The sequence below is a fragment of the uncultured Campylobacter sp. genome (assembly GCF_938018035.1).
In the GTDB taxonomy this organism is placed as follows: domain Bacteria; phylum Campylobacterota; class Campylobacteria; order Campylobacterales; family Campylobacteraceae; genus Campylobacter_B.
In genome coordinates, this window is the sequence record NZ_CALIJF010000079.1 from 1 (window position 1) to 22,528 (window position 22,528).

At 47.6% G+C, this 22,528-nt stretch carries 26 protein-coding genes and 1 pseudogene; 15 read left to right on the forward strand and 12 right to left on the reverse strand.

Annotated features, from left to right (window positions below; translation table 11 throughout):
- Positions 1-960: 960 nt before the first annotated feature.
- Together Q0257_RS02475 and Q0257_RS02480 are read right to left on the reverse strand one after the other, a co-directional pair.
- Entirely contained in the window at positions 961-2,058 is a 1,098-nt protein-coding gene (locus Q0257_RS02475; RefSeq protein ID WP_298021204.1) for a HAMP domain-containing sensor histidine kinase, read from the reverse strand.
- An 18-nt stretch (positions 2,059-2,076) separates the two neighbouring features.
- Positions 2,077-2,739, reverse strand: a complete 663-nt coding sequence (locus Q0257_RS02480; RefSeq protein ID WP_298021149.1) for a response regulator transcription factor — start codon at positions 2,737-2,739, stop codon at positions 2,077-2,079.
- Positions 2,740-2,905: 166 nt separating this feature from the next.
- Here Q0257_RS02480 and Q0257_RS02485 point away from each other — a divergent pair, with 166 nt between their 5' ends.
- The gene (locus tag Q0257_RS02485) at positions 2,906-3,130 is read left to right on the forward strand and encodes a hypothetical protein (protein ID WP_298021152.1); all 225 of its coding nucleotides are present in this window, start codon (positions 2,906-2,908) and stop codon (positions 3,128-3,130) included.
- A gap of 82 nt (positions 3,131-3,212) precedes the next feature.
- On the opposite strand, the gene Q0257_RS02490 is transcribed toward Q0257_RS02485, so the two are convergent.
- Positions 3,213-3,746 carry a DUF1104 domain-containing protein gene (locus Q0257_RS02490; RefSeq protein ID WP_298021155.1) on the reverse strand — a complete coding sequence of 178 codons (534 nt, stop codon included), beginning with the start codon at positions 3,744-3,746 and terminating at the stop codon, positions 3,213-3,215.
- Positions 3,747-4,065: 319 nt separating this feature from the next.
- On the opposite strand from Q0257_RS02490, the gene Q0257_RS02495 reads away from it, so the two are divergent.
- Complete coding sequence (locus tag Q0257_RS02495; RefSeq protein ID WP_298021157.1) at positions 4,066-4,767, forward strand: YoaK family protein; 702 nt, start codon at positions 4,066-4,068, stop codon at positions 4,765-4,767.
- Positions 4,768-4,837: 70 nt separating this feature from the next.
- Here the strand turns inward: Q0257_RS02495 and Q0257_RS02500 are convergent, their stop codons facing one another.
- The 9 genes from Q0257_RS02500 to Q0257_RS02540 form a co-directional block, all read right to left on the reverse strand.
- Positions 4,838-5,383, reverse strand: coding sequence for a superoxide dismutase family protein (locus tag Q0257_RS02500; protein WP_298021160.1), 546 nt, complete (start codon positions 5,381-5,383; stop codon positions 4,838-4,840).
- A gap of 69 nt (positions 5,384-5,452) precedes the next feature.
- Positions 5,453-6,118 (reverse strand): ABC transporter permease subunit, encoded by a 666-nt coding sequence (locus tag Q0257_RS02505; RefSeq protein ID WP_298021162.1) that lies wholly within the window; start codon positions 6,116-6,118, stop codon positions 5,453-5,455.
- A complete protein-coding gene (gene modA / locus Q0257_RS02510; RefSeq protein ID WP_298021166.1) occupies positions 6,115-6,816 on the reverse strand; it encodes a molybdate ABC transporter substrate-binding protein in 702 nt (233 codons plus the stop codon). Before modA ends, Q0257_RS02505 begins: the two co-directional genes overlap by 4 nt.
- A gap of 116 nt (positions 6,817-6,932) precedes the next feature.
- The gene (gene modD, locus Q0257_RS02515) at positions 6,933-7,784 is read right to left on the reverse strand and encodes a ModD protein (RefSeq protein ID WP_298021169.1); all 852 of its coding nucleotides are present in this window, start codon (positions 7,782-7,784) and stop codon (positions 6,933-6,935) included.
- 2 nt (positions 7,785-7,786) lie between these two features.
- Positions 7,787-8,284 carry a nitroreductase family protein gene (locus tag Q0257_RS02520; protein ID WP_291938251.1) on the reverse strand — a complete coding sequence of 166 codons (498 nt, stop codon included), beginning with the start codon at positions 8,282-8,284 and terminating at the stop codon, positions 7,787-7,789.
- A 194-nt stretch (positions 8,285-8,478) separates the two neighbouring features.
- Complete coding sequence (locus tag Q0257_RS02525) at positions 8,479-8,784, reverse strand: hypothetical protein (protein ID WP_297880759.1); 306 nt, start codon at positions 8,782-8,784, stop codon at positions 8,479-8,481.
- Positions 8,785-8,959: 175 nt separating this feature from the next.
- Entirely contained in the window at positions 8,960-9,628 is a 669-nt protein-coding gene (locus Q0257_RS02530) for a ThiF family adenylyltransferase (RefSeq protein WP_298021171.1), read from the reverse strand.
- Positions 9,621-10,400: a 5'/3'-nucleotidase SurE gene (gene surE, locus Q0257_RS02535; protein WP_298021174.1), complete on the reverse strand. Its 780-nt coding sequence runs from the start codon at positions 10,398-10,400 to the stop codon at positions 9,621-9,623. The genes Q0257_RS02530 and surE overlap by 8 nt, the downstream gene beginning before the upstream one ends.
- A gap of 403 nt (positions 10,401-10,803) precedes the next feature.
- Complete coding sequence (locus Q0257_RS02540; RefSeq protein ID WP_298021177.1) at positions 10,804-11,304, reverse strand: hypothetical protein; 501 nt, start codon at positions 11,302-11,304, stop codon at positions 10,804-10,806.
- A gap of 68 nt (positions 11,305-11,372) precedes the next feature.
- Between Q0257_RS02540 and Q0257_RS02545 the strand changes: the two are divergent.
- The 13 genes and pseudogenes from Q0257_RS02545 to Q0257_RS02605 form a co-directional block, all read left to right on the forward strand.
- Positions 11,373-11,804, forward strand: a pseudogene (locus Q0257_RS02545) (lipid-A-disaccharide synthase); the annotation flags it as partial.
- On the forward strand, positions 11,778-12,761 hold the full coding sequence (locus Q0257_RS13035) for a DUF354 domain-containing protein (RefSeq protein WP_366517486.1): 984 nt from the start codon (positions 11,778-11,780) through the stop codon (positions 12,759-12,761). The pseudogene Q0257_RS02545 and the gene Q0257_RS13035, both read left to right, overlap by 27 nt.
- A 48-nt stretch (positions 12,762-12,809) precedes the next feature.
- Positions 12,810-13,301: a transcription elongation factor GreA gene (greA, locus tag Q0257_RS02555; protein WP_297880017.1), complete on the forward strand. Its 492-nt coding sequence runs from the start codon at positions 12,810-12,812 to the stop codon at positions 13,299-13,301.
- 1 nt (position 13,302) lies between these two features.
- Entirely contained in the window at positions 13,303-14,310 is a 1,008-nt protein-coding gene (gene argC / locus Q0257_RS02560) for an N-acetyl-gamma-glutamyl-phosphate reductase (protein ID WP_298021180.1), read from the forward strand.
- Positions 14,311-14,353: 43 nt separating this feature from the next.
- Positions 14,354-15,088 (forward strand): metallophosphoesterase, encoded by a 735-nt coding sequence (locus Q0257_RS02565; protein WP_298021183.1) that lies wholly within the window; start codon positions 14,354-14,356, stop codon positions 15,086-15,088.
- A 31-nt stretch (positions 15,089-15,119) separates the two neighbouring features.
- Positions 15,120-15,743, forward strand: a complete 624-nt coding sequence (gene serB, locus Q0257_RS02570) for a phosphoserine phosphatase SerB (RefSeq protein WP_298021186.1) — start codon at positions 15,120-15,122, stop codon at positions 15,741-15,743.
- Complete coding sequence (locus Q0257_RS02575) at positions 15,736-16,743, forward strand: transaldolase (protein ID WP_298021189.1); 1,008 nt, start codon at positions 15,736-15,738, stop codon at positions 16,741-16,743. The genes serB and Q0257_RS02575 overlap by 8 nt, the downstream gene beginning before the upstream one ends.
- Positions 16,743-17,960, forward strand: a complete 1,218-nt coding sequence (locus tag Q0257_RS02580; protein ID WP_177388521.1) for a PilT/PilU family type 4a pilus ATPase — start codon at positions 16,743-16,745, stop codon at positions 17,958-17,960. Before Q0257_RS02575 ends, Q0257_RS02580 begins: the two co-directional genes overlap by 1 nt.
- A 515-nt stretch (positions 17,961-18,475) precedes the next feature.
- Positions 18,476-19,057, forward strand: coding sequence for a hypothetical protein (locus Q0257_RS02585; RefSeq protein ID WP_298021192.1), 582 nt, complete (start codon positions 18,476-18,478; stop codon positions 19,055-19,057).
- Between the two features lies 1 nt (position 19,058).
- Positions 19,059-20,264: a PD-(D/E)XK nuclease family protein gene (locus Q0257_RS02590; protein ID WP_298021195.1), complete on the forward strand. Its 1,206-nt coding sequence runs from the start codon at positions 19,059-19,061 to the stop codon at positions 20,262-20,264.
- 146 nt (positions 20,265-20,410) lie between these two features.
- Positions 20,411-20,947, forward strand: coding sequence for a 50S ribosomal protein L25/general stress protein Ctc (locus tag Q0257_RS02595; RefSeq protein WP_177388523.1), 537 nt, complete (start codon positions 20,411-20,413; stop codon positions 20,945-20,947).
- A gap of 8 nt (positions 20,948-20,955) precedes the next feature.
- On the forward strand, positions 20,956-21,513 hold the full coding sequence (gene pth, locus Q0257_RS02600; protein ID WP_298021199.1) for an aminoacyl-tRNA hydrolase: 558 nt from the start codon (positions 20,956-20,958) through the stop codon (positions 21,511-21,513).
- The coding region (locus Q0257_RS02605) for an LptF/LptG family permease (protein WP_298021201.1) at positions 21,510-22,528 on the forward strand (1,019 nt) is incomplete at its 3' end. The genes pth and Q0257_RS02605, both read left to right, overlap by 4 nt.

Consider the following 22,528-nt stretch of genomic DNA (forward strand, 5'->3'; position numbering starts at 1 on the left):
CGCGGCAAGATATTCGTGATCCGGGCTAAACGCGGACAGCCGCAGCATTGATTTAAGCGTAGCCGGCGGCAATATCCTTCAAGCGCCGCACCCGCATAATACCGGGATAGGCAAAGCTCGGCGGCATCATCTCGATCGACAAGCACGGACATACGGGCTCATGGACGAAAGACAAGCTTGGCATGTATCACGGCGAAGCAATGCTTGGAGCCAAACCGATCGTTTACTGGCCGCTAGGAGAGAAATGATAAAATTTAAGCAGGCGGCGAATAGCGCGAAGGTCGTAAGAGCGCCCAGCGAGAGATGATCAAATTTAGCCTCTTTTGTCTCGTTTGCTCTTTGGCTCGCTCCGCGCAAATTCTAAAATTTGCCGCGTGCTTTAAAAAGATAGGTGTGCATTTTGAAGGGCGGCTACGCGCTTGAAATAGCTTCGTCGCGCGTTTTAATAAAACTTCGCTTCGGCAGAGCAGAGCTTATCTAAATTTTAAAATTTACCCGCGCGTAGTCCACGCCAACGCTCCGAGCGACAAGAATGGGAGGCGGGATAGCTTCCGTTCGAGTATCAAACAGCTTTTTGCGTTAGTTACGAATACGGCGTGTATGAGACGACAGGGCAAGCAGGCTCGATTGACGCGCTGCAAAATTTTCGCAAAATTTTGCTGGTTGTCGCGCGCAGTTTTATCTAAACTGCCGTTAAATTCTATCCCTAGCTGTCGCGATCTTGCCCGCGTCCAAATAAAATTTAACGAAATTCCGTAGAATTTTCGCTGCGTATTCTGCAAGCCGGCGGGCGAAATTTTGCGGACGCGACCGAATTGCATGCACAAATTCCGCCGTCAAATTATAATCTGGCGCAAATTTTTACGAACCGAATCGCTAGCTAAATTTAAACCCGCGCGGTTAAGCCCAGCAAGCTCGCTTGCTAAAATTTCGTTCGCGCAGAATTTCATTTGGGTAAAGTTAAAATTCCAGCCGAAACTCCGTCTCACCCGGCTCGCTTCTGCACGAAATTTTAAGCCCGAGCTCGTCGCAGTATTTTTTGGCGATAAAAAGCCCGATGCCAAAGCCGCCGTTACGTTCGTCAAAGCGGGTGTAAAGCTCGAAAATATGCGGCAAATTTTGCTGCGCGATGCCCGCGCCGCTGTTTTTGATGCGAAGCGAGCGCTCGCTTAGGCTCACCTCGACGCAGCCGAGCTCATCACAATATTTTATCGCGTTGCCAAGCAGATTGTCGATGATCTTTCGCAGCTTAAACTCATCCGCGCAAAAGGCTACCGGGCGCAGATCGGCGCTTAAGCTTATGCACTTTTGCTCAGCAGAGACGCCGAAATACTCGATACGACTTTGCAGCAGCTCGCCTAAATTTACCTCTCGCCCGCTGCCGCTTTTGTTTAAGCTTAGCGCGGTTAGGTCTTCAAACAGCGCGTTTATCGTGTTTGCGCCCGCCTTGATATTGCCCAGATATTTTTTCGCATCGGTATCGAAAAGCTCGATACTCATCAAAATCACGCTAAGCGGGGTTTTTATCTCGTGCGTGGTATCGCGGATGAAGCCGTCAAGAAACTCGATCTTTTCGTAAAGCGGGCGCAGCGAAAGGCGGATGATAAAATACGCGATCAGCAAAATAAGCGCCAAGACAAGCGCGCTCGCGGCTAAAATTTTAAGCTTTAGCGCCGATAGCTTGCCCTCAAGCGCATCCGTTTTGATCGCTACGTAGTACTCCGTGCCATCCTTGCCGGTGAGATTAAACTGCTCGATCCTGCTGGTCCCCTCCATATACACGCGCGGCGCGTCGTCCCTCGGCTCGAAATCCCGCGCGATCTCATCGCTGCTATTCAGATCCGCAGCGTATGCCTGCATAGCGTCGAAATCGCTCTCGTTTAATCGCCCGCCGCGCGCGAGCTTAGCCTCTAAGCCATGTTTGAAATCTCTGATCGCAAAGGCATCGCGATCCGCGATAAAAAACTTCTCCCGCTCGTAAAATACGCTGCTTACCAGCGCCAAAAACAAGACGCTAGTAAGCGTGTAGAGCAAAAAAATCGGTAGAATTTGACGCATTTTGGACACGGCGCGCTCCTAGAGATATTTGTAGCCGAGCTTGGAAGCGTTTATGATGCGATCCTTGCCCAAAATTTTTCGCAGCTCCGCGATATAAACGCGCAGGCTAAGCTCGCTCGGGCTCTCGTCGTAGTCCCACAGCGCGGCGAAAATTTCATCCTTACTAAGGAATTTATCGCGGTTTTTCAGAAGCAGAGCAAGAAGCCGCGCCTGCTTCTGCGGCATCGGCACGGCTCTTCCGTCGCGATAAAGCGCATGCTGAGCCATATCAAAGCTAAAATCTCCGCCGATATTTTCGCGCAGGGCGGCGTTGTGGACGAAGGTGCGCTTTAGTAGATTATCGGCGCGCAGAGCCAGCTCTTTTAGCTCGAAGGGCTTTTTAAGGTAGTCGTCGCAGCCGCTTTTAAAGCCGCTTTCGACATCTTGCAGAGTATTTAGCGACGTCGTGAAAATGCACGGTGCTCCGCGCCCCGCCCCGCGCAGCTCGCGAAGCAGCGCAAAGCCGTTGCCGCCGATGATTTTGACGTCGAAGATCCACAGATCGAAGCTCTTTTCGTACGCCAATGAAAGCGCCTCGTCGTAGCTTTTGCTGCCGCTTACCTCGTGCCCCGCGCCGCGCATATAGGTGCACATCATGTCTAGCAGCATCCCCTCGTCCTCGACGATCAAAACTCTTGCCATAGCCCGCCTCCTTGCGTAGAATTTTTGAAATTATACCCTGTGAAATTCCACGTAAAATTTAATTGCAAAATTTCGCGGCAAATTTTATCTTGGCGAAAACGGCGCGTCTTAGCTCTAAGGCACGCTTCGTAAATTTAGATTGCTTGCCTAGTAATTAATTTGCGCAGTGCGCAAAGCGGCGCAAGAGGCTAAAATTTTACGATATAAAATTTTCGCGCCGCGGAATTTTAAAATTTACAGGCAAAACGCCGGAGCTTTAAAATTTCGCCGCTACAAAATTCTAAAATTTTGTATCGTAAAATTTAACGACGCAGAATTTCAGAACCTCGCCTACGCCGATAAAATTTTGCGAAATTTCATCGGCGCTATGCCGCATAAGCTTCAAAGCTAAATTTTAAAATTTCTACGCCCTGATCTGTTAAAACAAAATTCCGCGCAAATGCTGCGCGGAACTAAATGGCTTGCGCGGGCGACTATTGCTGCGTCATAGGGCACATAGCAGCGCCGGCGTTTTGATTGCACGGCATCGCGTCTCTTGGCGGCATTGCCGGACCCGCACCGTCGCCCATTCTTTCATGCGGCATATGACCGCGCTCGCCGGGAGCCGCCTGCGATCTGTACGGACCGAACCCGTGAGCGGGCCTTTTAAATTTGCCGAAATTACCGCGATCCTTAAGCTCGATATCCAGCCTATCTGCTTGCTCGACGCTTAGCTTGCCCACCTGGGCGTTATAGTTTTGTCTAAACTCGTCTAGGAATTTCTCGCGATCCTCGACGCTCATAGCGTCCAGCTTCTTTTTAAACTCGGTCTTAAATCCGCGCTTGAGATCCCTTGCCTGCGCTCTTAGCTCGCCCGCGCGCTTGTCGATCTCAAACGCCGCTTCGCTTAAGCTCTTGGCGTCCGCGCCTGCGACTGCGGCATTGATCTGCTCGGGGCTGCTTGAGCTAAAATCTGCGGCGAACAGCACGCCCGCGACTAAAACGCTTGCTAAAACAATCTTTTTCATTCTCTCTCCTTTGTGAAAGTTGGCGTGATTGTAATAAAAAGTCGTGAAGAAAAAGTTAAGCTTCGCAAAAGTCGCAAAGAGGGTTAAATTTTGAAATTTTGCGAGTGCTACCGACAAGTTTGCCTTTGACATACGAGCTTTAAATTTAGGCGTAAATTTTAAATTTACGTGCGCTCGGCGCGAGATCGCCGTTCTTTCGCAAAGCCGCTTTAAGCGCATGAAAATCACGCGTAAGCTCATTTTAAAGGCGCATACGAGCAGGCTAAATTTTAAAATTATTTCAAATCGCTATAATTTTTCAAAAATTTAAGGAAGCCAGATGAAAATTTTAAATTTTGCGCGGACGAGCCTTGGCGCAAACATATATCAGGGCATGGGTTTTGGCATCACGATGATGTTTTGCGGCGGTTTTATCGACGCTTATACCTTCATAAAGCGCGGCGGCACGCTAGTGGCGGGGCAGACGGGCAACGTTACCTTTCTCTCGGTGGATTTGGCGACGCGGAATTTTGACGGAGCGCTTACGAAGGGCGTTACGATGCTTGCTTTTATGGCGGGCGTTTTTGCGGTAAGCATACTGCATACAAAACTTCATAGCGCGTTTTGGCGGCTTGCTACGATAGTGCCGCTGATTACGTTTTGCGCCATCGTGGGATTTTTGCCTGCGGATATGCCAGATATCTATATTGTGCCGCCGCTTGCACTGGGGATGGCGATGCAAACGACGGCGTTTAGCGAGGTCGCCGGCAGAGGCTATAACAATGCCTTTACTACGGGCAATCTCAAAAAGACGATGATCTCTTTGGGCGAATACGTAATGCACCGTAAAAGCGAAGATAAGCGCTCGGTTTTCATATACGCAGCCCTCGTAATCAGTTTCGTTGCGGGCGGCATCGCTTCGGCGCTTTTACAAAAGATCTTGGGTTTATATACGATTTTAATTACGGCGGTGATTTTGGCGGTAACGGCAGGAATTTACGCCCTTATGCTGATTGAGCGCGAGGATCATCTTTCGTCTTGAATTTGCGAGGTTGATTTTATCGAAAAGATTTGCGGAGCGCGAAAGCTCCGCAAAGTATTTTGTCGAGCGCTTATTTTATAACGCCGCAGACCATTCTAGCGCCGCCGCCGCCGAGCGGCTTCGGATGGTCGCTGTGGTTATCGCCGCCTACGTGAACCATCAGCGAGTGGCCCTTTAGCTCATCTAGGCTCTTGATTTTCGGAGCTAGCACCGGATAGACCGCATTGCCCTCGGCATCGACGAAAAGCGCAGGCAGATCACCCTTGTGACCGCCGTCATCCCAAGCGAACGAGTGCTTTTTGGTATCGTTCGGATCCCAGTGACCGCCCGCTTTCATGCCTAAGCCCTTCTCGGTCGCGCCGCAGTCGGCGTTTTGATGTACGTGAAAGCCGTGCACGCCGCTAGTAAGACCCTTTAAATTCGGGAAAAACGCCACGCCGTAGTTCGTCTCGACCGCTACGACCTCGCCGACGGTTACGTTGCCCTTCTCGCCCAGCTGCTCCATAGTGATGACGAGGTGCTTGCCCGTCTTAGGGTCAAAATTTTGCATATCGCCGTGCTCGTGAGCGATCAAGGCGCTTGCGACTAAAATTGATGAAATTAGAAATTTCTTCATGAAAAATCCTTTAAAATGAAATGTGAGTGCAATTCTATCAAAAAAATACTTAAAAATAATTTTTTTCAATTAGATAAATTTCGCTTTTTTATCCAAAAGATTTATCGCGTAAAATAAAATCAAGCTAAAAATCACGAGCAAAAGGCTTAAAATCAGCGCCCGCTCGTTTTCTCCGTCATACACGGCGCCCATGATCGCAAGGCTTAGCGTGTCGGTTTTACCCACGATGTTTCCGCCCAGCATCAGCGTGATACCCACTTCGCCGAGCCCGCGCGAGAGCGCTAAAATGAGCGCGGAGCCGAGCGTTTTAAGCGAGCTTGGAAGGATGACGAGGAGAAAAATTTGAACTCTGTTTTTGCCTAAAATTTGCGCGGCTTCGATTAGGCTCTTCGGAAAGAGCTCAAAGCTCGCACACACGGGCTTTACAAACAGCGGCAGCCCCACCAAAAATGCGGCGATTACCAATGAAGAAAAGTTAAAAACGATGTCTAAATTTAACGCAGAGCCGATAAATCCGCTCTTTCCAAAAACGTAAAGTAGCAAAAATCCCGTCGCGATCGGCGGGAAGATGAGCGGAAAAATCACTAAAATTTCGACGATCTTTTTAAATTTGGCTTTGCTAAAAGCTAAAAAATACGCAATTGCTAGCCCTATTGAAATCAGCAGCAAAAAGCTGCAAAATAGGGCTTTGACGCTTAGTATCAGAGGATGTGCGATCCAAGCGATGTCGCTCATTTAAGACCGAATTTTGAAAAAATATCTTTTGAGCGGTCCGATTGAAATTCCTCCATCACCTTTTCGCAAAGCGCCTGCTCCCTGCACGCGCTAAGCATCGCGATGCCGATAAATGCGGGGCTGTAGAGGCTCTCGTCGATGTAGATGATCGAGCCGAACTCATCTTTTTTGGCGACCGCTTCGGTGCTGTTGATAAAGCCCGCCTGCACCTCGCCGTTGACGACGTAAGCGACTACCTGCGGCACGCCCGCAACGGCTAAAATTTTATTTTTTACCGGCTCCATCTTGGCGTTTTGTAAAAACTCGTTCGTTCTGATACCGTAAATCGCCTTTTTAGGATCTGGCATCGCGATTTTATCGAACTTTGCGATCTCCGAGACGTCGTTTATTTTGATATTTTTCGGCGTCACCAAAACTAGCGTGCCGCGCCCGACGCGTTCAAATTTAGTGATATTTAGATCGCTTTTTTTCAAAAACGCCTCGTCGCCCACGATGAATGAAATTTTATTCTCGCGCGATTGAATGACGAGCTGGCCGAGGTTGGCAAACGATCTAGCCACGTCCATGCCATCTTTTTTCAAATTTTCGATCACGGCTGAGACGGGCTTTTTATATCCGCCGCCGGATGCGATTATCAGCTGATCCGTGCAGAATGAAACGCTTGCCGCAAGCGCCAAAATAAAAGCAATTTTTTTCATGAAAATCCTTTTTTTGAAATTTTAAGAATTTTACAAAATATACTCTTATTTATTAATAAATCGCATTTTTATGCCCTGTTTTAGACTTTTATGTCTTAAAATTTAAAATTTAATATTTAGATAAGCTCTATCTTCCCGCCGAGATCACACACGCCCTGATTCCAAACCGCCGAGCTTACGAGCACGTCCGCGCCGGTATCTGCAAACTCGGCGCAGTTATTTTTATTTATGCCGCCCGCAGCGCAAATTTTAATCTGCGGCGCCGTTTCATCTCGCTTCAAAACGCAAGCTCTAAGCTCGCCAGGGCTCATCTTATCGCACATTATCGCATCCGGCGCATATTTTAAGAGCTCGCTAAATTCGAGCTCGCTCGCCACTTCGATCATGATCTTTCGCTCGGGCGCGCGCTCTTTAAATTTAGCGATCTGTGCGCAAAACTCGCCAAAGCTCGCAAACGCGCGGATGTGGTTTGAAAAAAACAGGACGCTGTCGTGCAGCCCCAGGCGGTGCATCGTTCCGCCGCCCGCGATCAGCGCATTTACGCAAAGCTCCTTCGCAAAAGGAAAGCTCTTGCGCGTCGCACCCAGCACGCAGCGCGGATTGGCCTCTCGCATCAGCGCAACCATCTCGTGCGCGTAGGTAGAAATTTTGCAGGAGTACTCAAACACGATCTGAACGATCTTCCAAGCTTTATGCAAGCTCTCAAAGCTCCCCCGCGCGCTAAAAATTTCATCCCCCGCGCAAAATGCGCTTCCCTCACGCGCTAGATGCTGCATCTCGCAACCAACGCGCGCCGCTACTTCGCGCGCGATTCCTCCGCCGCTAAAGATCAGATCCTGCCTCGTTACGATCGAAAGCCGCGCGGGCGCGTTTAAATCCACGAAGTCTTGCAAAAGCTCGGTCGTAAGGTCCAAAAACGCGCCGTCGCTAGCGATAAGATCATCGATTTTACTCTGCGAAATAAACATATCTAGCCTACGAAGTGAATTTTAGCGGGCTCAAAGCGCGAATGCGCCTTTGTGACGCGAGACGGAAAGCCCAAAGGCATAATGCAAAACGCCTCCAAATGCCCAGGCAGATCCAAAATTTCTCTTACGCGCTCCATCGCGTAAATATCGGGCGCTACGCCCAGCCACGTGGTGCCAAGCCCCAAATGGTGCGCCGCCAGCCAGAGATTTTCTGCCGCACAAGCGCAGTCGTAGCGAGCGTAGGGCTGGAATTTTAAGCCGCTTTTGCGCGTGCAGACCACGATCGCAAGCGGCGCGTCTTTCGTGCAGCCGCCGTAGGTGCCGACGCTGCTAAGTAGCGTAAGCGTGGTGCGGTCGCGCACTACGTAAAACTCCCATGAGCGTTGGTTGCCTGCACTAGGGGCTTGCATCGCCGCTTTTAGCACGAGCTCGATCTGATCGTCGCTCGGCATTTTTTCGGTAAAATTCCGCACGCTCGTGCGTGTAAAAATTTCATTCATCGCTGCTCCTTTAAATTAAATTTCTAAATTCCGCTTTTTGCGAGCGGTAAAAAATGGAATTTAGAAGTAAGCTCGCCGCTGCGTTTGCTTGAGCCTTGCTTACACGTTGCGCTATTTAGGCGCTACGCGGCGGCTGATGCGCGCTAATTTGGTTTTGCTTGCCTGAGCGCGCCTCTTTTTGCATCAAAAAGCGCTCAAAACTGCGATAAAATTTCAAATCGCGCTGCTGCGAAAATCCGCCGCAAAGAACATCCGCTCAAACTCAGCTTGCTTAAATTTCGCTCACGAGCAAGCTTGCGATCCGCGTATTTAAATTTTAATCCTAGGCCGCTATCTGGCTTGTTAAAACTGCGCGCCGTATACATCGGCATGCGCGTGTAGCTCGCGTGGTCCTTAAATTTCATCTCGCGCCGAGTCTGCGTCGATCTTTGCGGATAAAATTTTATCCTTCGCAGCAATGAAATTTCACCTTCGCGCCGAACAAATTTTATCTTCGTCATCCGGTAAAATTCCGCTTTCGCCGCTTTTGAATTTTAACCGCGCGCGTCCGCAAAGCACTTGCCGCGCCGTACCGCATGCAAAGCGCACTCGGATCGTAAGCTCAAAATATCTAAAATTTAACCGCCAAACACGACTAAGCGGAGCCGCACGCCGAAACGCTATGAAATTTAAGCGTCAAGCCTGCTCGCCTATCAGCCTGCGCACGACGTAGCTTGCGATGAAAAGCCCGAAGCTCGCGGTCACGCCCATGAAGCTGCCCATCGATTTGACGCGCGGCGGCTCGCTTGAGCAAACGACGTCAAAATCGCCCGCAAAGCCGCGCTTTCGCAGCTCATATCTGATCTTGCGCGCGAGTGGATCGCCCTGCGTCTGCCAGATTGAGCGGATTTCGATTTTAGCGGGATCAAGCCTCTTTGCGCCGCCCATCGAGCTTACAAATCCTACGCCCGCCTCGCTGCAGCGCAGCGCAAGCGCGATCTTAGCGCCCACGTCGTCGATCGCGTCGATTACGAAATCAAATTGTGCTAGATTAAATTTAGATAAAAATTCCTGATCGATCTTAGCGACGATCGGCGTTACGCCTTTAAATTTGCGCGCGAAAACCTCGCATTTTAGCTCGCCTACGTGCTCGCTTCCAAGCTGGCGGTTTTGATTGGTGATCTCGAAGCGATCGCAATCGATCACGCTTAGATTTACCGCGCCGCTGCGGTATAGCGCCTCTATCGCCGCTCCGCCCACGCCACCGCAGCCGCAGATTAAAATTTTAGCGCTTTTAAGCCTTGCAAAATCCTCGCCGAAAAGTAGGCGCGAGCGCGAAAAGCGGTCTACTACGACCTCACTCATCGTTTTTCATCCACCTTTCTAGCGCGCTCATCTGCTCGTGCGCGGTTAAATTTAACTTAATCGGACTTAACGTCGCCCGCCCCTCAAAAAGCACCGAAATGTCGCTATTTTCGTTTTTGCTTGCATCAAAACTGAGCGTAGATTTGCCTAGCCAATAATACTCCATCCCGCGCGGATTGCGGTTTAGCTGCGCGTCGGTGTCGTAGAGCTTCTCGCCGCATGGCGCAACCGTTAGCCCCTTAAAATCTTGCTTTGAGACGGCAGGAACATTTAAATTTAAAAACTGCTTCGGCGGCAGCGGAAAGCCGTTTTTGAAAATTTTCCCCACCAAATCCACCGTGAGCTCGCATGCGAGGTCAAACCCGTATCGCTGCAGCGAGTCCGCGACGTAAAACTGGCTCACCGCAAGCGCGGGAATACCTTGCAAAACCCCCTCCATCGCGCCTCCGCACGTACCCGAATAGGTCACGTCCTCCGCGACGTTGGCGCCGTGATTTATGCCGCTTATCACAAGATCGGGCTTGCGGTTATACAGCGCGCGGAGCGCCAAATACACACAGTCTGCGGGCGTAGCATCGTCGAGTTTGAAAAATCCGTCGTCGAGCTTGATAAATCTAAGCGGACGGGTAAGAGTAAGCGAGTGCGAGCATGCCGATTTCTCCGAGCTCGGCGCTACGATAGTGACGTTTGCGATCCCTCTTAGCGCGCTTGCGAGCTCCAAAAGTCCGCGCGCTTCGAATCCGTCGTCGTTAGTGATTAAAATTTCTTTCATATTCTCTCTTTAACTAAAATTTCGCGACAGACCTATCGGGGCGGAATTCTATCTGCAAAATTCTAGCGCTCAATTCTTTACTATGCAAAAATTGCTATTTAGCTTGCGTGGCATAAAATTCCGTCGCGCCAAATTTTTCAATAAAATTCCATGCGAACTTAAATCGCAAAATTCATAGAAAAATTCCGTCTTTTTACTACGAAATTTTATTTTTTGCTACAAATTTTATAGCCTGCCACGTAATTTCATCGCCTAAATTTCGCTTTCGAAATTCCTTAAATTTGGTGGTCGTGCTCCGCAACTCGCCGCAAAATTTGTCTTTTAAATTATCGTAAAATTTTACACCACGAAATTTTGCTTTCGCGCCGATGCAAATCCGCGGCATAAAATTACACAAGACTATCTATAACCCTGCTTTGCGGCATATCTCCTCGCTTACCTGCGAATCAAGTAGGTGCGAGCTTGGATAATCGTAGAAAAATCGGTGCACTTCACGCACTCCGCTTCGCAATAAAGCTCGCGTACTAGGTGCGTTGCAGTCATTTTCGGTAATATCCTTGGTTAGCAATTTGAGATATTTTTGCCGATCGGAGCTTTTGAGGCTCGCCCAGCCAGGGCTTAGCGAGTAGGCATAGATCAGATCGCCTCCTTGTGCGCTAATTTCTTCTAGGATCGCAAACTGCGCGACCTTAACGTGGGGCTTGGTGCCGCCTACGTCTGCTGCGATCTCGCTAGCTGCGGCTTTAGCGACAAGTGCGGGCGAGCCTAGCTTACTAAGCGCCTCAAAACGCGCCGTTACTGCGGGATCCTCGGTGACTTGACGCTTTTGGTATTTAGCTGCGCCGCAACCGCCTAGAAACATCACGAACGCGCCACATAGCGCTAAAATTTTAAAATTTTTCATCTTAAATCCTTTGTCGGCTTAATTTTAGCACATTTTGCTATAATTAACAAAAATTCAAAAGGCTAAATTTGAAATATTTAATCTCTTGCCTAGAGCCCTCTGCGAACCTGCATTTCAAAGAGGTTCTTGAGCGTCTTAAAAAGCTCGATCCCGCTTGCGAGATTTGCGGAATTTACGATGAAAAGCTTGGCTCGCCGCTATATAAAAGCAGCGAATTTTCGGCGATGGGCTTTATAGAAATTTTGCCGCTGATTTTAAAAGCCAAGCGCGCGATAACGCAGATGACGCGGCTTGCGGCGGAGTGCGATCGCGTGCTTTTAATCGACTCGCCCGCGTTTAATCTGCCGCTAGCTCGCGCGATCAAAGAAAGCGGCGCGCTCGCGGAAATTTCATATTATATCCTGCCGCAGGTTTGGGCGTGGAAGCCGCACAGAGCGGAGAAGCTGAAGGCGTTTTGCGACAATCTGCTCTCCATTTGGCCTTTTGAGGCGAAATTTTTCGGCGCAGATTGCGAGGAGGATAAAGGAGCTGTGCCGCAAGAAGCAAATGGCAAAGACGCTGCGCCGAAAGAGCATGCCGCACGAAGCGAGCAAAATTTCACCTCGCCAAATTCTACGCCTGATTTCGCGGATCAAAATTCTAAGGCGCGAAATTCTACGCAGCAAAGCTCCGCGACGCAGAATTCCGGTAATTTTTGCGAGCGAAATTCCGAGACCGAGAATTCTAATGAGCCAAACTTAACCAGACAAGGCTTCTCGCAGAATTTCGCATCGCAAAGCTCCGACGAGCCGTGCTCCGCGCAGAATTCTGCGGCTTTAAAATTAGCGGCTCAGAGCCGTGCTCGCTATTTTTTCGTGGGGCATCCGCTGCTTGATGAGATAAAATTCCAAAAATCAAGCTACGAAAAACAGGGCAAGATCGCCTTTATGCCGGGCTCGCGTAGGGCTGAAATTTCAAGGCTGATGCCGATTTTTAGAGCCCTTGCGCCTAAATTTGAAAATAGCGAGCGAGTCTTAGTAATCCCGCCGCATATGATGGATCAAAGAGATGAAATTTACGGGCCTCTGGACGGCTTTAGCATCGCAAACGATACTCCCGCCACGCTTAAGGATTGCGATTTTGCTTTCATCTGCTCGGGTACGGCGACGCTTGAGGCGGCGCTCATCGGCACTCCGTTCGTGCTGTGCTACAAGGCTCGCGCGTTTGACGTTTGGCTCGCGCGAAAGCTCGTAAAGCTAAAGCACGTGGGGCTTGCGAATATTATTTTTGATTTTTTGGGCGAGGAGCCTCTGCACGAGGAGCTTTTGCAATCCGAGGTAAGCGCGCAAAACCTACTCGCCGCATACGAGCGCTGCGACGCCGCTAAATTTAAACTTGCGAGCGAAAAGCTGCGAGATTATCTGAAATTCGGCTCCAGCGAAAACGTGGCAAAAATTTTAACGCAGCCTGCGAGCTAAAATTTTAAGGCTAAAGCTTATATAATTTGATAAAAAGAAAGGAAGATTATGACGACAGAACCAATGACGCTTTACGGATATGAAAAGATCACCTCCGAGCTCAAAGAGCTTCAGAGCGTGAAGCTGCCTCACATCGTGCAGCAGATCGACATCGCGCGCGGACACGGCGATCTGAAAGAAAACGCCGAGTACCACGCAGCGCGCGAAGAGCAGGCGTTTCTACTCTCGCGCATCGCCGAGCTTAGCGATATCATTTCTCGTTCAAAGATCATCGATCCCTCGACATACGAGCACGATCGCGTAAAATTCGGCTCCACCGTTACCTTTATGGACGTGGAGACCGAGCGAGAGGAGGTTTACACGATCGTAGGGCTTAGCGAGGCGGACATCTCGCGCAAACTTATCAATATAAACACGCCGCTTGCGCGCCAGCTTTTAGGCAAAGCCGAGGGCGATGAGGTGGTGCTTCAGCTACCATCAGGCACGCGCGACGTGGAAATTTTAAGCGTCGAATACAAGCCGATAAAATTTGAGAATTAGCGTGAAAAAAGTAGGCATCATCGGCGTTAGCGGTTATACGGGGCTTGAGCTGATTAAGGCTCTATTTTCCCACCCGGGCTTTGAAATTTCGTATTTGGGCGCTTCAGCGCAGGGCGAGATAAGCGAAATTTTCCCGCAGCTGCGCGGCGTGTTTGAGATGCGCATAGAAGCCGCGGATGCTCGAGTCGCGGCGCAAAGATGCGATCTTATTTTCTTGGCGTTGCCGCATGGAAAAGCGATGGAATTTGCCCGCGAAATTTTAAAATTTAAAAGCGTCAAGGTAGTCGATCTATCCGCCGATTACCGCCTAAGCCGCGAGCTTTACGAGAAAAATTACACCGCTCATTTAGATCCTCGTAATTTAGCCCACGCCGTTTACGGACTGCCCGAGCTAAATCGCGAAAAGATCCGCGCTGCGCGCCTTACGGCAAATCCGGGCTGCTATCCCACCTGCTCTATTTTGGCGCTCGCGCCGTTCGTGCGGCTACTAGATCCGGATACCGGCGTATTTATCGACGCAAAAAGCGGAGTAAGCGGCGCAGGCAAGGCCCTTAAAGCAAGTAGCCATTTCGTAAGCGTGAACGAAAACGCGGGCGCCTACTCGCCGATCTCGCATCGCCACGCAGACGAGATCAAAGAGCAGCTGCAAATTTTAAAAGGCGGTGCGTTTAGCACGCTTTTCGTGCCGAATTTGCTGCCGATTACGCGCGGAATGCTAGTTAGCGCGTTTGGCGTGCTACAAAAGAGCGTGGATGCAGAGGCAGTGCTGCGGGAATTTTACGCGAACGAGCCTTTCGTGCGCGTCCGAAGCGAGCCCGTGAGTATAAAAAACGTCGCAGGGACTCACTTTTGCGATATTTTTGTAAAAACTGCCGGCGATAAAATTTGGATCAACTCGGCGATCGATAATCTTTTGCGCGGAGCATCGTCGCAGGCGGTCGCAAACGCAAATTTAATGTGCGGCTTCGCCGAGGCTACGGCGCTGCCGCGTATCGCACACGGAATTTAAGCGATGAACTTTTTTGCAAAAGCCGTCACGCGCGGGAGCCTAGATGCAAAATGATCAAATTCAGACGATAAAACCAGGCGCGATCTTTATCGGCGATGCGCACGCGGGCGCAAGCAGGCCGCAATTTTTGAAATTTCTGCGCGCGCTGAAGGCTGAGTCTACGCCGCCGCCTCAAATTTTTATGATGGGCGATATGTTTGATTTTTTGGCAAACACGACCTACGTGCAGCGCTTCTACGAAGAGGAGATCGCGCTAATAAACGAGCTGTCGCAAAAATGCGAAATTTTTTACTTCGAGGGCAACCACGATTTTAATCTGCGCGAAATTTTCCCCCGCGCAAAAGTTTATCCAAACGGCGCGCAGCCCGTGAAATTTATCTGCAAGAGCGGCGAGGCGGTGCAGATTGCGCACGGCGATCTGTTTTTGCCGCGCCTGACGCAGTTTGCGCTGCTTTCGCTGCGAAATAGAGCTTTTCTGAAATTTATGGACCTGCTCGATCGCGCTTTAAAATTTAAAATTTCAAAGATGATCTTAAAATCGCAAGAGGGGAAAAACCTCTACAGAAAAATGCCAAATTTTAAGGATATAATCACGCCGAAGATCGATTTTTATGCGGCAAATTTAATCATCGAGGGGCACTATCATCAAGATGAAATTTTATATTTCGGCGAGAAAAAATATATAAATTTATGCTCGTTCGGGGTTAGGAGCAAAATTTACGAGGTCGCAAAAAGCGAAAAATTTATGCTAATTCCAAAAAACTTAAACTTAAATTAGCTATAATTCCTAAATTTTTGCGAGGATATTTATGATAAAGCTTTGTGTTTTCGACTTTGATTCCACGCTGATGGACGGCGAGACGATAGGTTTTTTCGCCGCTAAAATGGGCACGCAGAGACAAGTTAGCGAAATTACGAAGCGAGCGATGGCGGGCGAGCTTGATTTTTTCGAGAGCCTTAGCGAGCGAGTGGCGCTGATAAAGGGGATGAAGCTTAGCGATGCTAAAGCTATCGCAGAAAGCCTGCCTTTTGTTTGCGGCGCTAGCGAGATCATCGCGTATCTGAAAAATAAAGGCATAAAGGTGATCGTCTTTAGCGGCGGATTTCATCTAGCCACGGACGCCGCGCAGAAAAAACTGGGCTTTGACGCGAGCTTTGCGAACTATCTGCATGAAAAAAACGGAATTTTAACCGGGCTTTTCGGCGGCGAGATGATGTTTGGATACTCAAAAGGCGCGCTGCTTGCGCAGCTTAAATCGCTGATGGGGCTAGATACTAGCGAGGTAATGTGCGTGGGAGACGGCGCGAACGACGTTTCGATGTTTCGCGAGGCGGGACTTAAAATCGCCTTTTGCGCGAATGAAATTTTAAAAGAGCACGCAAGCGTTTGTATTGAAAAAAAGGATTTGAAGGAGATTATGAAATATGTATGATAAAGCCCTAAATTTCAGCCTTTGGTGCGACTTTTTGGAGCGCGATTTTATCGATAAAGATTTCGATGAGCTGATCAAAAAAGGGATAATTAACGGCGCTACTTCCAATCCTGCGATCTTTAAAAACGCGATCCTAAGCTCCCCCGCATACGATGCGGCCAAAGAGGAATTTAGAAAAAAAGAGCCTAAAAAGCTGTATGAAATTTTAGCCACCGCAGATATCAGAAGCGCGGCGGAGAGCCTGCTTAAAAATTTTATCAACGGCGATGACGGCTTTGTGAGTATTGAGGTCGATCCATATTTCGCAGATGACGCCGAGGCGATGTATCGTGAGGGCAAGCACCTATATAGCACGATCGGCATGCCAAACGTTATGATAAAAATCCCCGCTATGAAGGCGGGCTACGAAGCGATGCGCGATCTATTAAAAAAGGGGATCAGCGTAAACGCGACCTTGGTTTTTTCGCCTGAGCAGACCGTAAAATGTATCGAGGCTATAAAAGAGGGTATCGCGGGCTTTCGACGCTATTTCCCGAAAGCAAATTTACCAAAAACCGTAATTAGCATCTTCGTTAGCCGCTTCGATAGGTTATTAGATGAAAAAATGGCCGCAGCAGGCCTTCCTACCGGTGAAATCGGCATAATGAACGCCGCGAAGTGCTACAATATCATCGCTAAAGAAAATTTAAACTACGTAAAGCCGCTGTTTGCGAGCACGGGTGTAAAAGGATACGATCTGCCGAAGGATTACTACGTAAGCGAGCTAATGTTTCCTGGCTGCGTAAACACAGCGCCGCTTGAGACCATAGAGGCTTTTGTAAGCGGCGATCAAAGACCAAAAACGCCGCCTAGCGACGCGCAGATAGAGGAATTTTTCGCTCGCGTAGCGGATGCGAAGATCGATATGAAAAAGGCATATAAAAAGTTGCTGGATGATGGTCTGGTAGCTTTTGAAGAAGCATTTAAAGAGATAATAAAAACACTTAAAAAGGAGAAATGATGGCGGGTTCTATAGATTATTCGCAGTATCAAGTTGACGCTTCTACGCTGGATTTTAAGCAGCGAGACAGGCTAAATAAATATTTGGAATTTCTAATCCAAAACGGCGGTAGCGACCTTCACATTAAATCAGGCGCGGTTATCAGAGGTCGTATCCACGGCGAGCTGGTAAAATTTAGCAAAACGCCATTTTTGAAAGAAGACGCGATGACGCTAGCCAAGGAGCTTCTCATCACGCGCTTTCCTGAGCTTATCGAGAAAAAGAGCGTGGATTTTACCTATAAGCTAAACGAAGATTATCGCTTCCGCGTTAATATTTTCTTTCAAATCGACGGTATCAGCGCGGTTTTCCGAACGATACCGGTTAAAATTCCTGAGATCGACGATCTAGGTCTGCCGCCTTCGATCAAAGATATTTGTGACACAGCTATGCGCGGCGTCGTGCTACTTACGGGGCCTACGGGAAGCGGAAAGACGACCACGATCGCAAGCATGATAAATCGCATAAATAGACAAAGAACCAGCCACGTCGTTACGATCGAAGACCCCGTAGAGTTCGTATTTAAAGACGATAAATGCATCATCAATCAGCGCGCTATCGGTGAGGACTGCAACAACTTTGCCGATTCGCTTCGCGCCGCGCTGCGAGAGGATCCGGACGTCATATTTGTGGGCGAGATGCGCGATTTGGAGACGATCGAGACCGCACTTCACGCCGCAGAAACGGGCCACTTAGTGTTTTCGACGGTGCATACTATTGACGCAAAAGAGACGGTAAACCGAATCATTGCGATGTTTGAGCAGGCTGAACAGGAGCGTATCCGAATGACGCTAGCATCCGTCCTAGAGGCGGTCATCTCTCAGCGCCTTGCTCGTACTATCGAGGGCAAGCGCGTAGCCGTCGTTGAAATTTTACGCAAAAACACCCGTATTAAGGATATGATACTTGATGCGCGCGACGATGAAATTCCAGACGCGATTGCCGACGGTCGCAACACCTACGGCATGCAGACCTTCGATCAGCACCTGCTTGATCTTTACAGAGATGGCATCATTACCCGCGAGGAGGCGCTGGATAAGGCCTCTAAACGAAACGACCTCGATCTACAGATCAAAAACGTGGACCTTGCCAAAAAAAGAGATTTGGCGGCGGAATCCGGAGAGAGCGCCGAGGAGATGCTCGCAGGTGAAGTCGTACAGCTAAAAGAGATCCGCTAAGTCGTAAATTTTAAAATTCTGAATTCTTGCAATTTAAAATTTTAAAGAATTCTGCCTGCCGCTAGGCGGGCGGAATTTAATTCGTTTGCCCGCTGCTATGCGGGCAGATACTACCTTAAATTTCGTTTAAAATATCTATAATTTCGATTAAAATTTCACGTCCGATTAATCTTATAAAATTCCTATTCATTTAATCTTTAATAAATAAAATTTCAACCAAATTTCAGGGGGGGGTATAATTACACATATCTTTTATAAGGAGCAGGAGATGGCGACACCAAAAAATAGAGTAGGAAAAAACGGCGATAAAAGAGGAAGAGCAGGAAGTTATAGAACTCCCGCTCAAAGAGCCGGAGATAAAAAGCGTCGTAAAAAGTAGTGATCTCGCGCCGAAATTGGGTGTAAGATTAAAATTTAAAGCGCTGCGAGCCGAAACTCTCGGCGCTTTAATAAATTTTAAATCGTGCAAACAACCAAATGGATAAAATTTTAAAATTTCATCGCAAGAGAATTTTATGAAATATGAGATAATCGACGTCCATACCGCGCTAGAGATTGTTTTTAAAAATTTTAAATGGACTTTACTCATTGGAATTTTGCTGTTACCATTAGGCGTGGGTGCCGTGATTTTAGTGCTTTTGCCGTTTCAAAGCATTTTGATCTACAACAAAAACAAAAGATACCTGATCGATATGCAAACGGGCAAAATCACCTTCCCTAGAAGCGACGTTGAAAATAGCATTGTAGCCGTTTTGCTCTGCGCGCCGTATTGGAATTTAATGCGCAGCAGAACCGTCACGGCAGATCAAATCGAGGATATGCGCTTAGAGAAAAAAGAGGTAAAAAGCGCAAATATTTTTAAAATTTTTCTAGCGGTGATTAAATTTTTTAGGATGAGCTCCAAAAATGCAAAAACCGCTAGATTGGGGCGGCGCATTAATGATATCCAAACAAGATATTATCTCTACGTCTTTGGAAGCTTCGGCTCGACGGGACTATACTTTTATGACAAGCAAAAGCGCGACGAGGTACGTAGCGCCATACGAGAATGCGTGCTTAAATTTAGCGCCAAAAATATAGATAGGAATTTATTCTGAGATGATAATTATAAATCGAATGTTTTCGGGCGGCTATTTGAACGAGAGCTTGGGGCACGAAATCATCAATCTTTTTAAGGCAGACAACGGCAGGCACTACATCTACGTAAATCCTTACGGCACGATAAACGAGGATGCGAAGGACGCACACAAAGTCCTTTTAGTGCGTGCCATCTCGAAACATTGTTTTGAAATTTTAGCTTGCGCTAGCGAGTTAAAACTACTTTTGAGCGATGAACTTTTTGCTAGCGGCAGAAAGCGTGGCGCTAAAGAGGAGCTTAAAAGACAATCTGAAATGATTGAAGCACAAAATATCGCTTACGGCGGTGTGCTTCTAAACGAGCTATTTGAAAGCGAAAACGATAGCCCCAATGCGGCGTATATAACATTTGAGACGTCGAATTTTAAAAAACCAAGATTTAAATTTTACATCGTTGATGATGAGAAACTGATAGACGAAACGCATTTTTTAGTGCCATTTAAATTTTCCTCGCAATCTTTAAAGCAATATGTCCAGGGCGAAAGCGCGCTGGATAAAATTTTCGCGCCCGAGCTTTGGCAGAGCGGCGACACTGCGAAGCGGATCAAACGAGATGAAATTTTAAATTTTAAAGCTAAAGAGCAAAACATCCTAGAGATAATCGGCAAGATGGACGATGAGTTAAGCTTTTCAAATTGGATAGTCTATTATCTGCGAAACGATACGGAACTATTTTTTAAATTTGCAAGTGAAATTTTACGGCTAAACGTAAGCGAGGATGCGCAAATTTTAAGAGAATACAAAAATATCGACATTTTTATCAAAGATCAAAATCACGCAATCGTCATCGAAAATAAGATCAAATCCGGCATTAACGGCATTAGACACGATCTGCAAAGCGGCATAGTATGCTCTCAGCTAGATAAATACGCAAAGATTGCCGATAAGCAGGATTCAGGCGGTAGGGCAAAATGCTTTTTGCTTCTACCTGATTATAGCCATGCGGATAGGGAGTTAGCGAAATTTCATGAGTATGAGCGTTATTCGGTCATAAGATACAGCGCGCTTTTGAGATTTTTTGAAACTTGCGAATGCGGCTTGAAATTCTACGACGAATTCAAAGACGCGTTGCGAAAGCATGCGAGCGAATACAAAAAGGATTTTTATGAAATCATGGGAGAGCGGCTAATTATGATAATTTTGCGGCATAAGGGCTTATCGTCGTAATTTATATTGCGATGCACAAAAGACATCCTAACATGCATAAATAAATTCCACTATTGATCGATCTGCATAAAGTCCCATATTTCTTAAATAGATTTAAAGCAACATTTAGCTATTATCACGCTTCATTTTTTCACAAAGGAAACCTAATGTTAGAAGGTATCGTTAGAGATAGTATCGGTAAAAGGGCTTCAAAATCCCTAAAACGAGATGGTTATCTAATCGCTAATATTTATGCGAAAGGATTTGAAAATATTAACGCAGCGTTTAAAGTAAACGACTTTATCAAAGCTATGCGCGCAAAAGAAGATCTTCCTTTCGAGGTTAGCGTGGGCGGTAAGACATATCGCGTCATCGTGCAAGAATACCAAAAGCACCCCGTCACAAATACCCTAACTCACGTAGATTTGCGAGTAGTTCAGGATGACGTCGTAAGCAAATATTTAGTGCCGGTTAAGGTAACTGGCGTCGCTAAAGGGCTAAAAAACAAAGGTATCTTGGTGCAATCCAAGCGCCGTATCGCCGTAAAATGCGCAGGCAAAGATCTACCAAACGATTTTACGCTCGATGTGAGTGATCTTGACGTAGGCGATTCGCTTTTGATCCGAGACATTCCGGTAAAAGAGGGCGTCAGCATCATCCTAGACGGCTCGGTAGCGGTAGTCGGAGTTACTTCAGCTAAATAGGGGCGCCTATGATACTGATCGCAGGACTTGGGAATCCTGCTCAGAAATACGCAGACACCAGACACAATGTCGGTTTTATGCTAATCGACGAAATTTTAAAGACGGGTGGCTTTAGCGAGCTCAGCTCGTCTAAATTCCAAGGCGAGCTTTTTAAAAAGGGCTCGCTGCTTCTTTTAAAACCCCAAACTTTTATGAACTTAAGCGGCAACTCCGTAAAGGCAGTGAATGATTTTTATAAGCCCGAGCGCATCATCGTGGTGCACGACGATATAGATTTGGATCTGGGCGCCGTTAAATTTAAAAAAGGCGGCAGTAGCGGTGGGCACAACGGCATCAAATCGATCGATGCGCTAATCGGTGCGGATTACGAGCGCGTGCGTATCGGCGTGGGAAAAAAACGGCAGGATCAGGATGCGGCAAATTTCGTGCTTGGAAATTTTAACGAAAGCGAGCGCGAGAAGCTGAGCGAAATTTTACCCTACGTCGCGCGCGCAGTAGAGGAGCTCATTTGCTCGGATATAGAGCAGATCGCGCAAAAATTTACGATTAAAAAGGCTAGGGTGTGAAGTTATACGTAAAATACGCGGCTCTTTCCTATCTGAAGTATTTTTTTATACTTCTAATAGCCCTTGAGTGCTTTTACGTAGGCATCGATGTGCTTACCAATCTCAAAGATTTTCCCTCAAGCGCGAATACCGCTCTTTTGTATATTGCTCTAACCGCAGCGGTCGCGCTTAGCTACACGCTGCCGCTAAGTCTTATTTTTGCGCTTATTTTAATGGGCTTTAATATGATCCGTAGCAACGAGCTGGTGAGCTTTTATGCGCTTGGAGTTAGCAAAAACGCTCTGATAATCCCTCCATTTTTGATCGCACTTGCGATTACTGCAGGCTTTATAGCTTTAAATTCCACCCCGTTTGCATACGCGCTAAAATTTCAAAAGAATTTAACCGATTTATCGCCTACGGGGGGAGATATGTTTTTGAAATTTGAGGGTAAATATATCTACATCAAAGCTCTAAACGGCAAAAACGCAAATGATATAACGATCTTTGATGTGGGTGATAACTCCGTTGCTTCACGCTCGCATGCAAGCTCTGGCGAATACGCAGGCAAAATTTGGCATCTGCGCGACGTAAATACCACGACTTTACCAGTGCAGCTTAAGCTTGGAGGAAGTGGATTAAGAAGTGAGTTTAGCGCGCAGAGCGAGGCGCTTAAGGGCTTTGATCCAAGCTCAATTGCAAGCGTTTATGATACGAGTAATGTATATTCGATCAGGGATGCTTTGCGTTCGATCCGCACCTTTTCGCATCAAGGCGTGAATATCTCCACCATAAAAGCAAGCCTTTATAATATGATATTTTTCCCGTTGTTTGCACCTTTGGCGGTATTGGTTCTGTATTATTATCTGCCCGTTACGGGACGATTTTTTAATCTTGCACTACTAAGCTTTGGATTTTTTATCGCTACGCTATGCGCTTGGGGTGTGCTTTTCGTTTTGATTAGGTTTTCTCTCAACGGCGTCATCATCCCAGAACTTGGCATTATCGTGCCCATAACAGCGCTATTAGGCTTTGC

What these genes read in the sequence shown, in the direction of transcription:
- Q0257_RS02475 (WP_298021204.1), bottom strand. Translation starts at nt 2,058, where the DNA reads ATGCGTCAAATTCTACCGATTTTTTTGCTCTACACGCTTACTAGCGTC.
- Q0257_RS02480 (WP_298021149.1), bottom strand. Translation starts at nt 2,739, where the DNA reads ATGGCAAGAGTTTTGATCGTCGAGGACGAGGGGATGCTGCTAGACATG.
- Q0257_RS02490 (WP_298021155.1), bottom strand. Translation starts at nt 3,746, where the DNA reads ATGAAAAAGATTGTTTTAGCAAGCGTTTTAGTCGCGGGCGTGCTGTTC.
- Q0257_RS02495 (WP_298021157.1), top strand. Translation starts at nt 4,066, where the DNA reads ATGAAAATTTTAAATTTTGCGCGGACGAGCCTTGGCGCAAACATATAT.
- Q0257_RS02500 (WP_298021160.1), bottom strand. Translation starts at nt 5,383, where the DNA reads ATGAAGAAATTTCTAATTTCATCAATTTTAGTCGCAAGCGCCTTGATC.
- Q0257_RS02505 (WP_298021162.1), bottom strand. Translation starts at nt 6,118, where the DNA reads ATGAGCGACATCGCTTGGATCGCACATCCTCTGATACTAAGCGTCAAA.
- modA (WP_298021166.1), bottom strand. Translation starts at nt 6,816, where the DNA reads ATGAAAAAAATTGCTTTTATTTTGGCGCTTGCGGCAAGCGTTTCATTC.
- modD (WP_298021169.1), bottom strand. Translation starts at nt 7,784, where the DNA reads ATGTTTATTTCGCAGAGTAAAATCGATGATCTTATCGCTAGCGACGGC.
- Q0257_RS02520 (WP_291938251.1), bottom strand. Translation starts at nt 8,284, where the DNA reads ATGAATGAAATTTTTACACGCACGAGCGTGCGGAATTTTACCGAAAAA.
- Q0257_RS02525 (WP_297880759.1), bottom strand. Translation starts at nt 8,784, where the DNA reads ATGACGAAGATAAAATTTGTTCGGCGCGAAGGTGAAATTTCATTGCTG.
- Q0257_RS02530 (WP_298021171.1), bottom strand. Translation starts at nt 9,628, where the DNA reads ATGAGTGAGGTCGTAGTAGACCGCTTTTCGCGCTCGCGCCTACTTTTC.
- surE (WP_298021174.1), bottom strand. Translation starts at nt 10,400, where the DNA reads ATGAAAGAAATTTTAATCACTAACGACGACGGATTCGAAGCGCGCGGA.
- Q0257_RS02540 (WP_298021177.1), bottom strand. Translation starts at nt 11,304, where the DNA reads ATGAAAAATTTTAAAATTTTAGCGCTATGTGGCGCGTTCGTGATGTTT.
- greA (WP_297880017.1), top strand. Translation starts at nt 12,810, where the DNA reads ATGACGACAGAACCAATGACGCTTTACGGATATGAAAAGATCACCTCC.
- Q0257_RS02565 (WP_298021183.1), top strand. Translation starts at nt 14,354, where the DNA reads ATGCAAAATGATCAAATTCAGACGATAAAACCAGGCGCGATCTTTATC.
- serB (WP_298021186.1), top strand. Translation starts at nt 15,120, where the DNA reads ATGATAAAGCTTTGTGTTTTCGACTTTGATTCCACGCTGATGGACGGC.
- Q0257_RS02575 (WP_298021189.1), top strand. Translation starts at nt 15,736, where the DNA reads ATGTATGATAAAGCCCTAAATTTCAGCCTTTGGTGCGACTTTTTGGAG.
- Q0257_RS02580 (WP_177388521.1), top strand. Translation starts at nt 16,743, where the DNA reads ATGGCGGGTTCTATAGATTATTCGCAGTATCAAGTTGACGCTTCTACG.
- Q0257_RS02585 (WP_298021192.1), top strand. Translation starts at nt 18,476, where the DNA reads ATGAAATATGAGATAATCGACGTCCATACCGCGCTAGAGATTGTTTTT.
- Q0257_RS02590 (WP_298021195.1), top strand. Translation starts at nt 19,059, where the DNA reads ATGATAATTATAAATCGAATGTTTTCGGGCGGCTATTTGAACGAGAGC.
- Q0257_RS02595 (WP_177388523.1), top strand. Translation starts at nt 20,411, where the DNA reads ATGTTAGAAGGTATCGTTAGAGATAGTATCGGTAAAAGGGCTTCAAAA.
- pth (WP_298021199.1), top strand. Translation starts at nt 20,956, where the DNA reads ATGATACTGATCGCAGGACTTGGGAATCCTGCTCAGAAATACGCAGAC.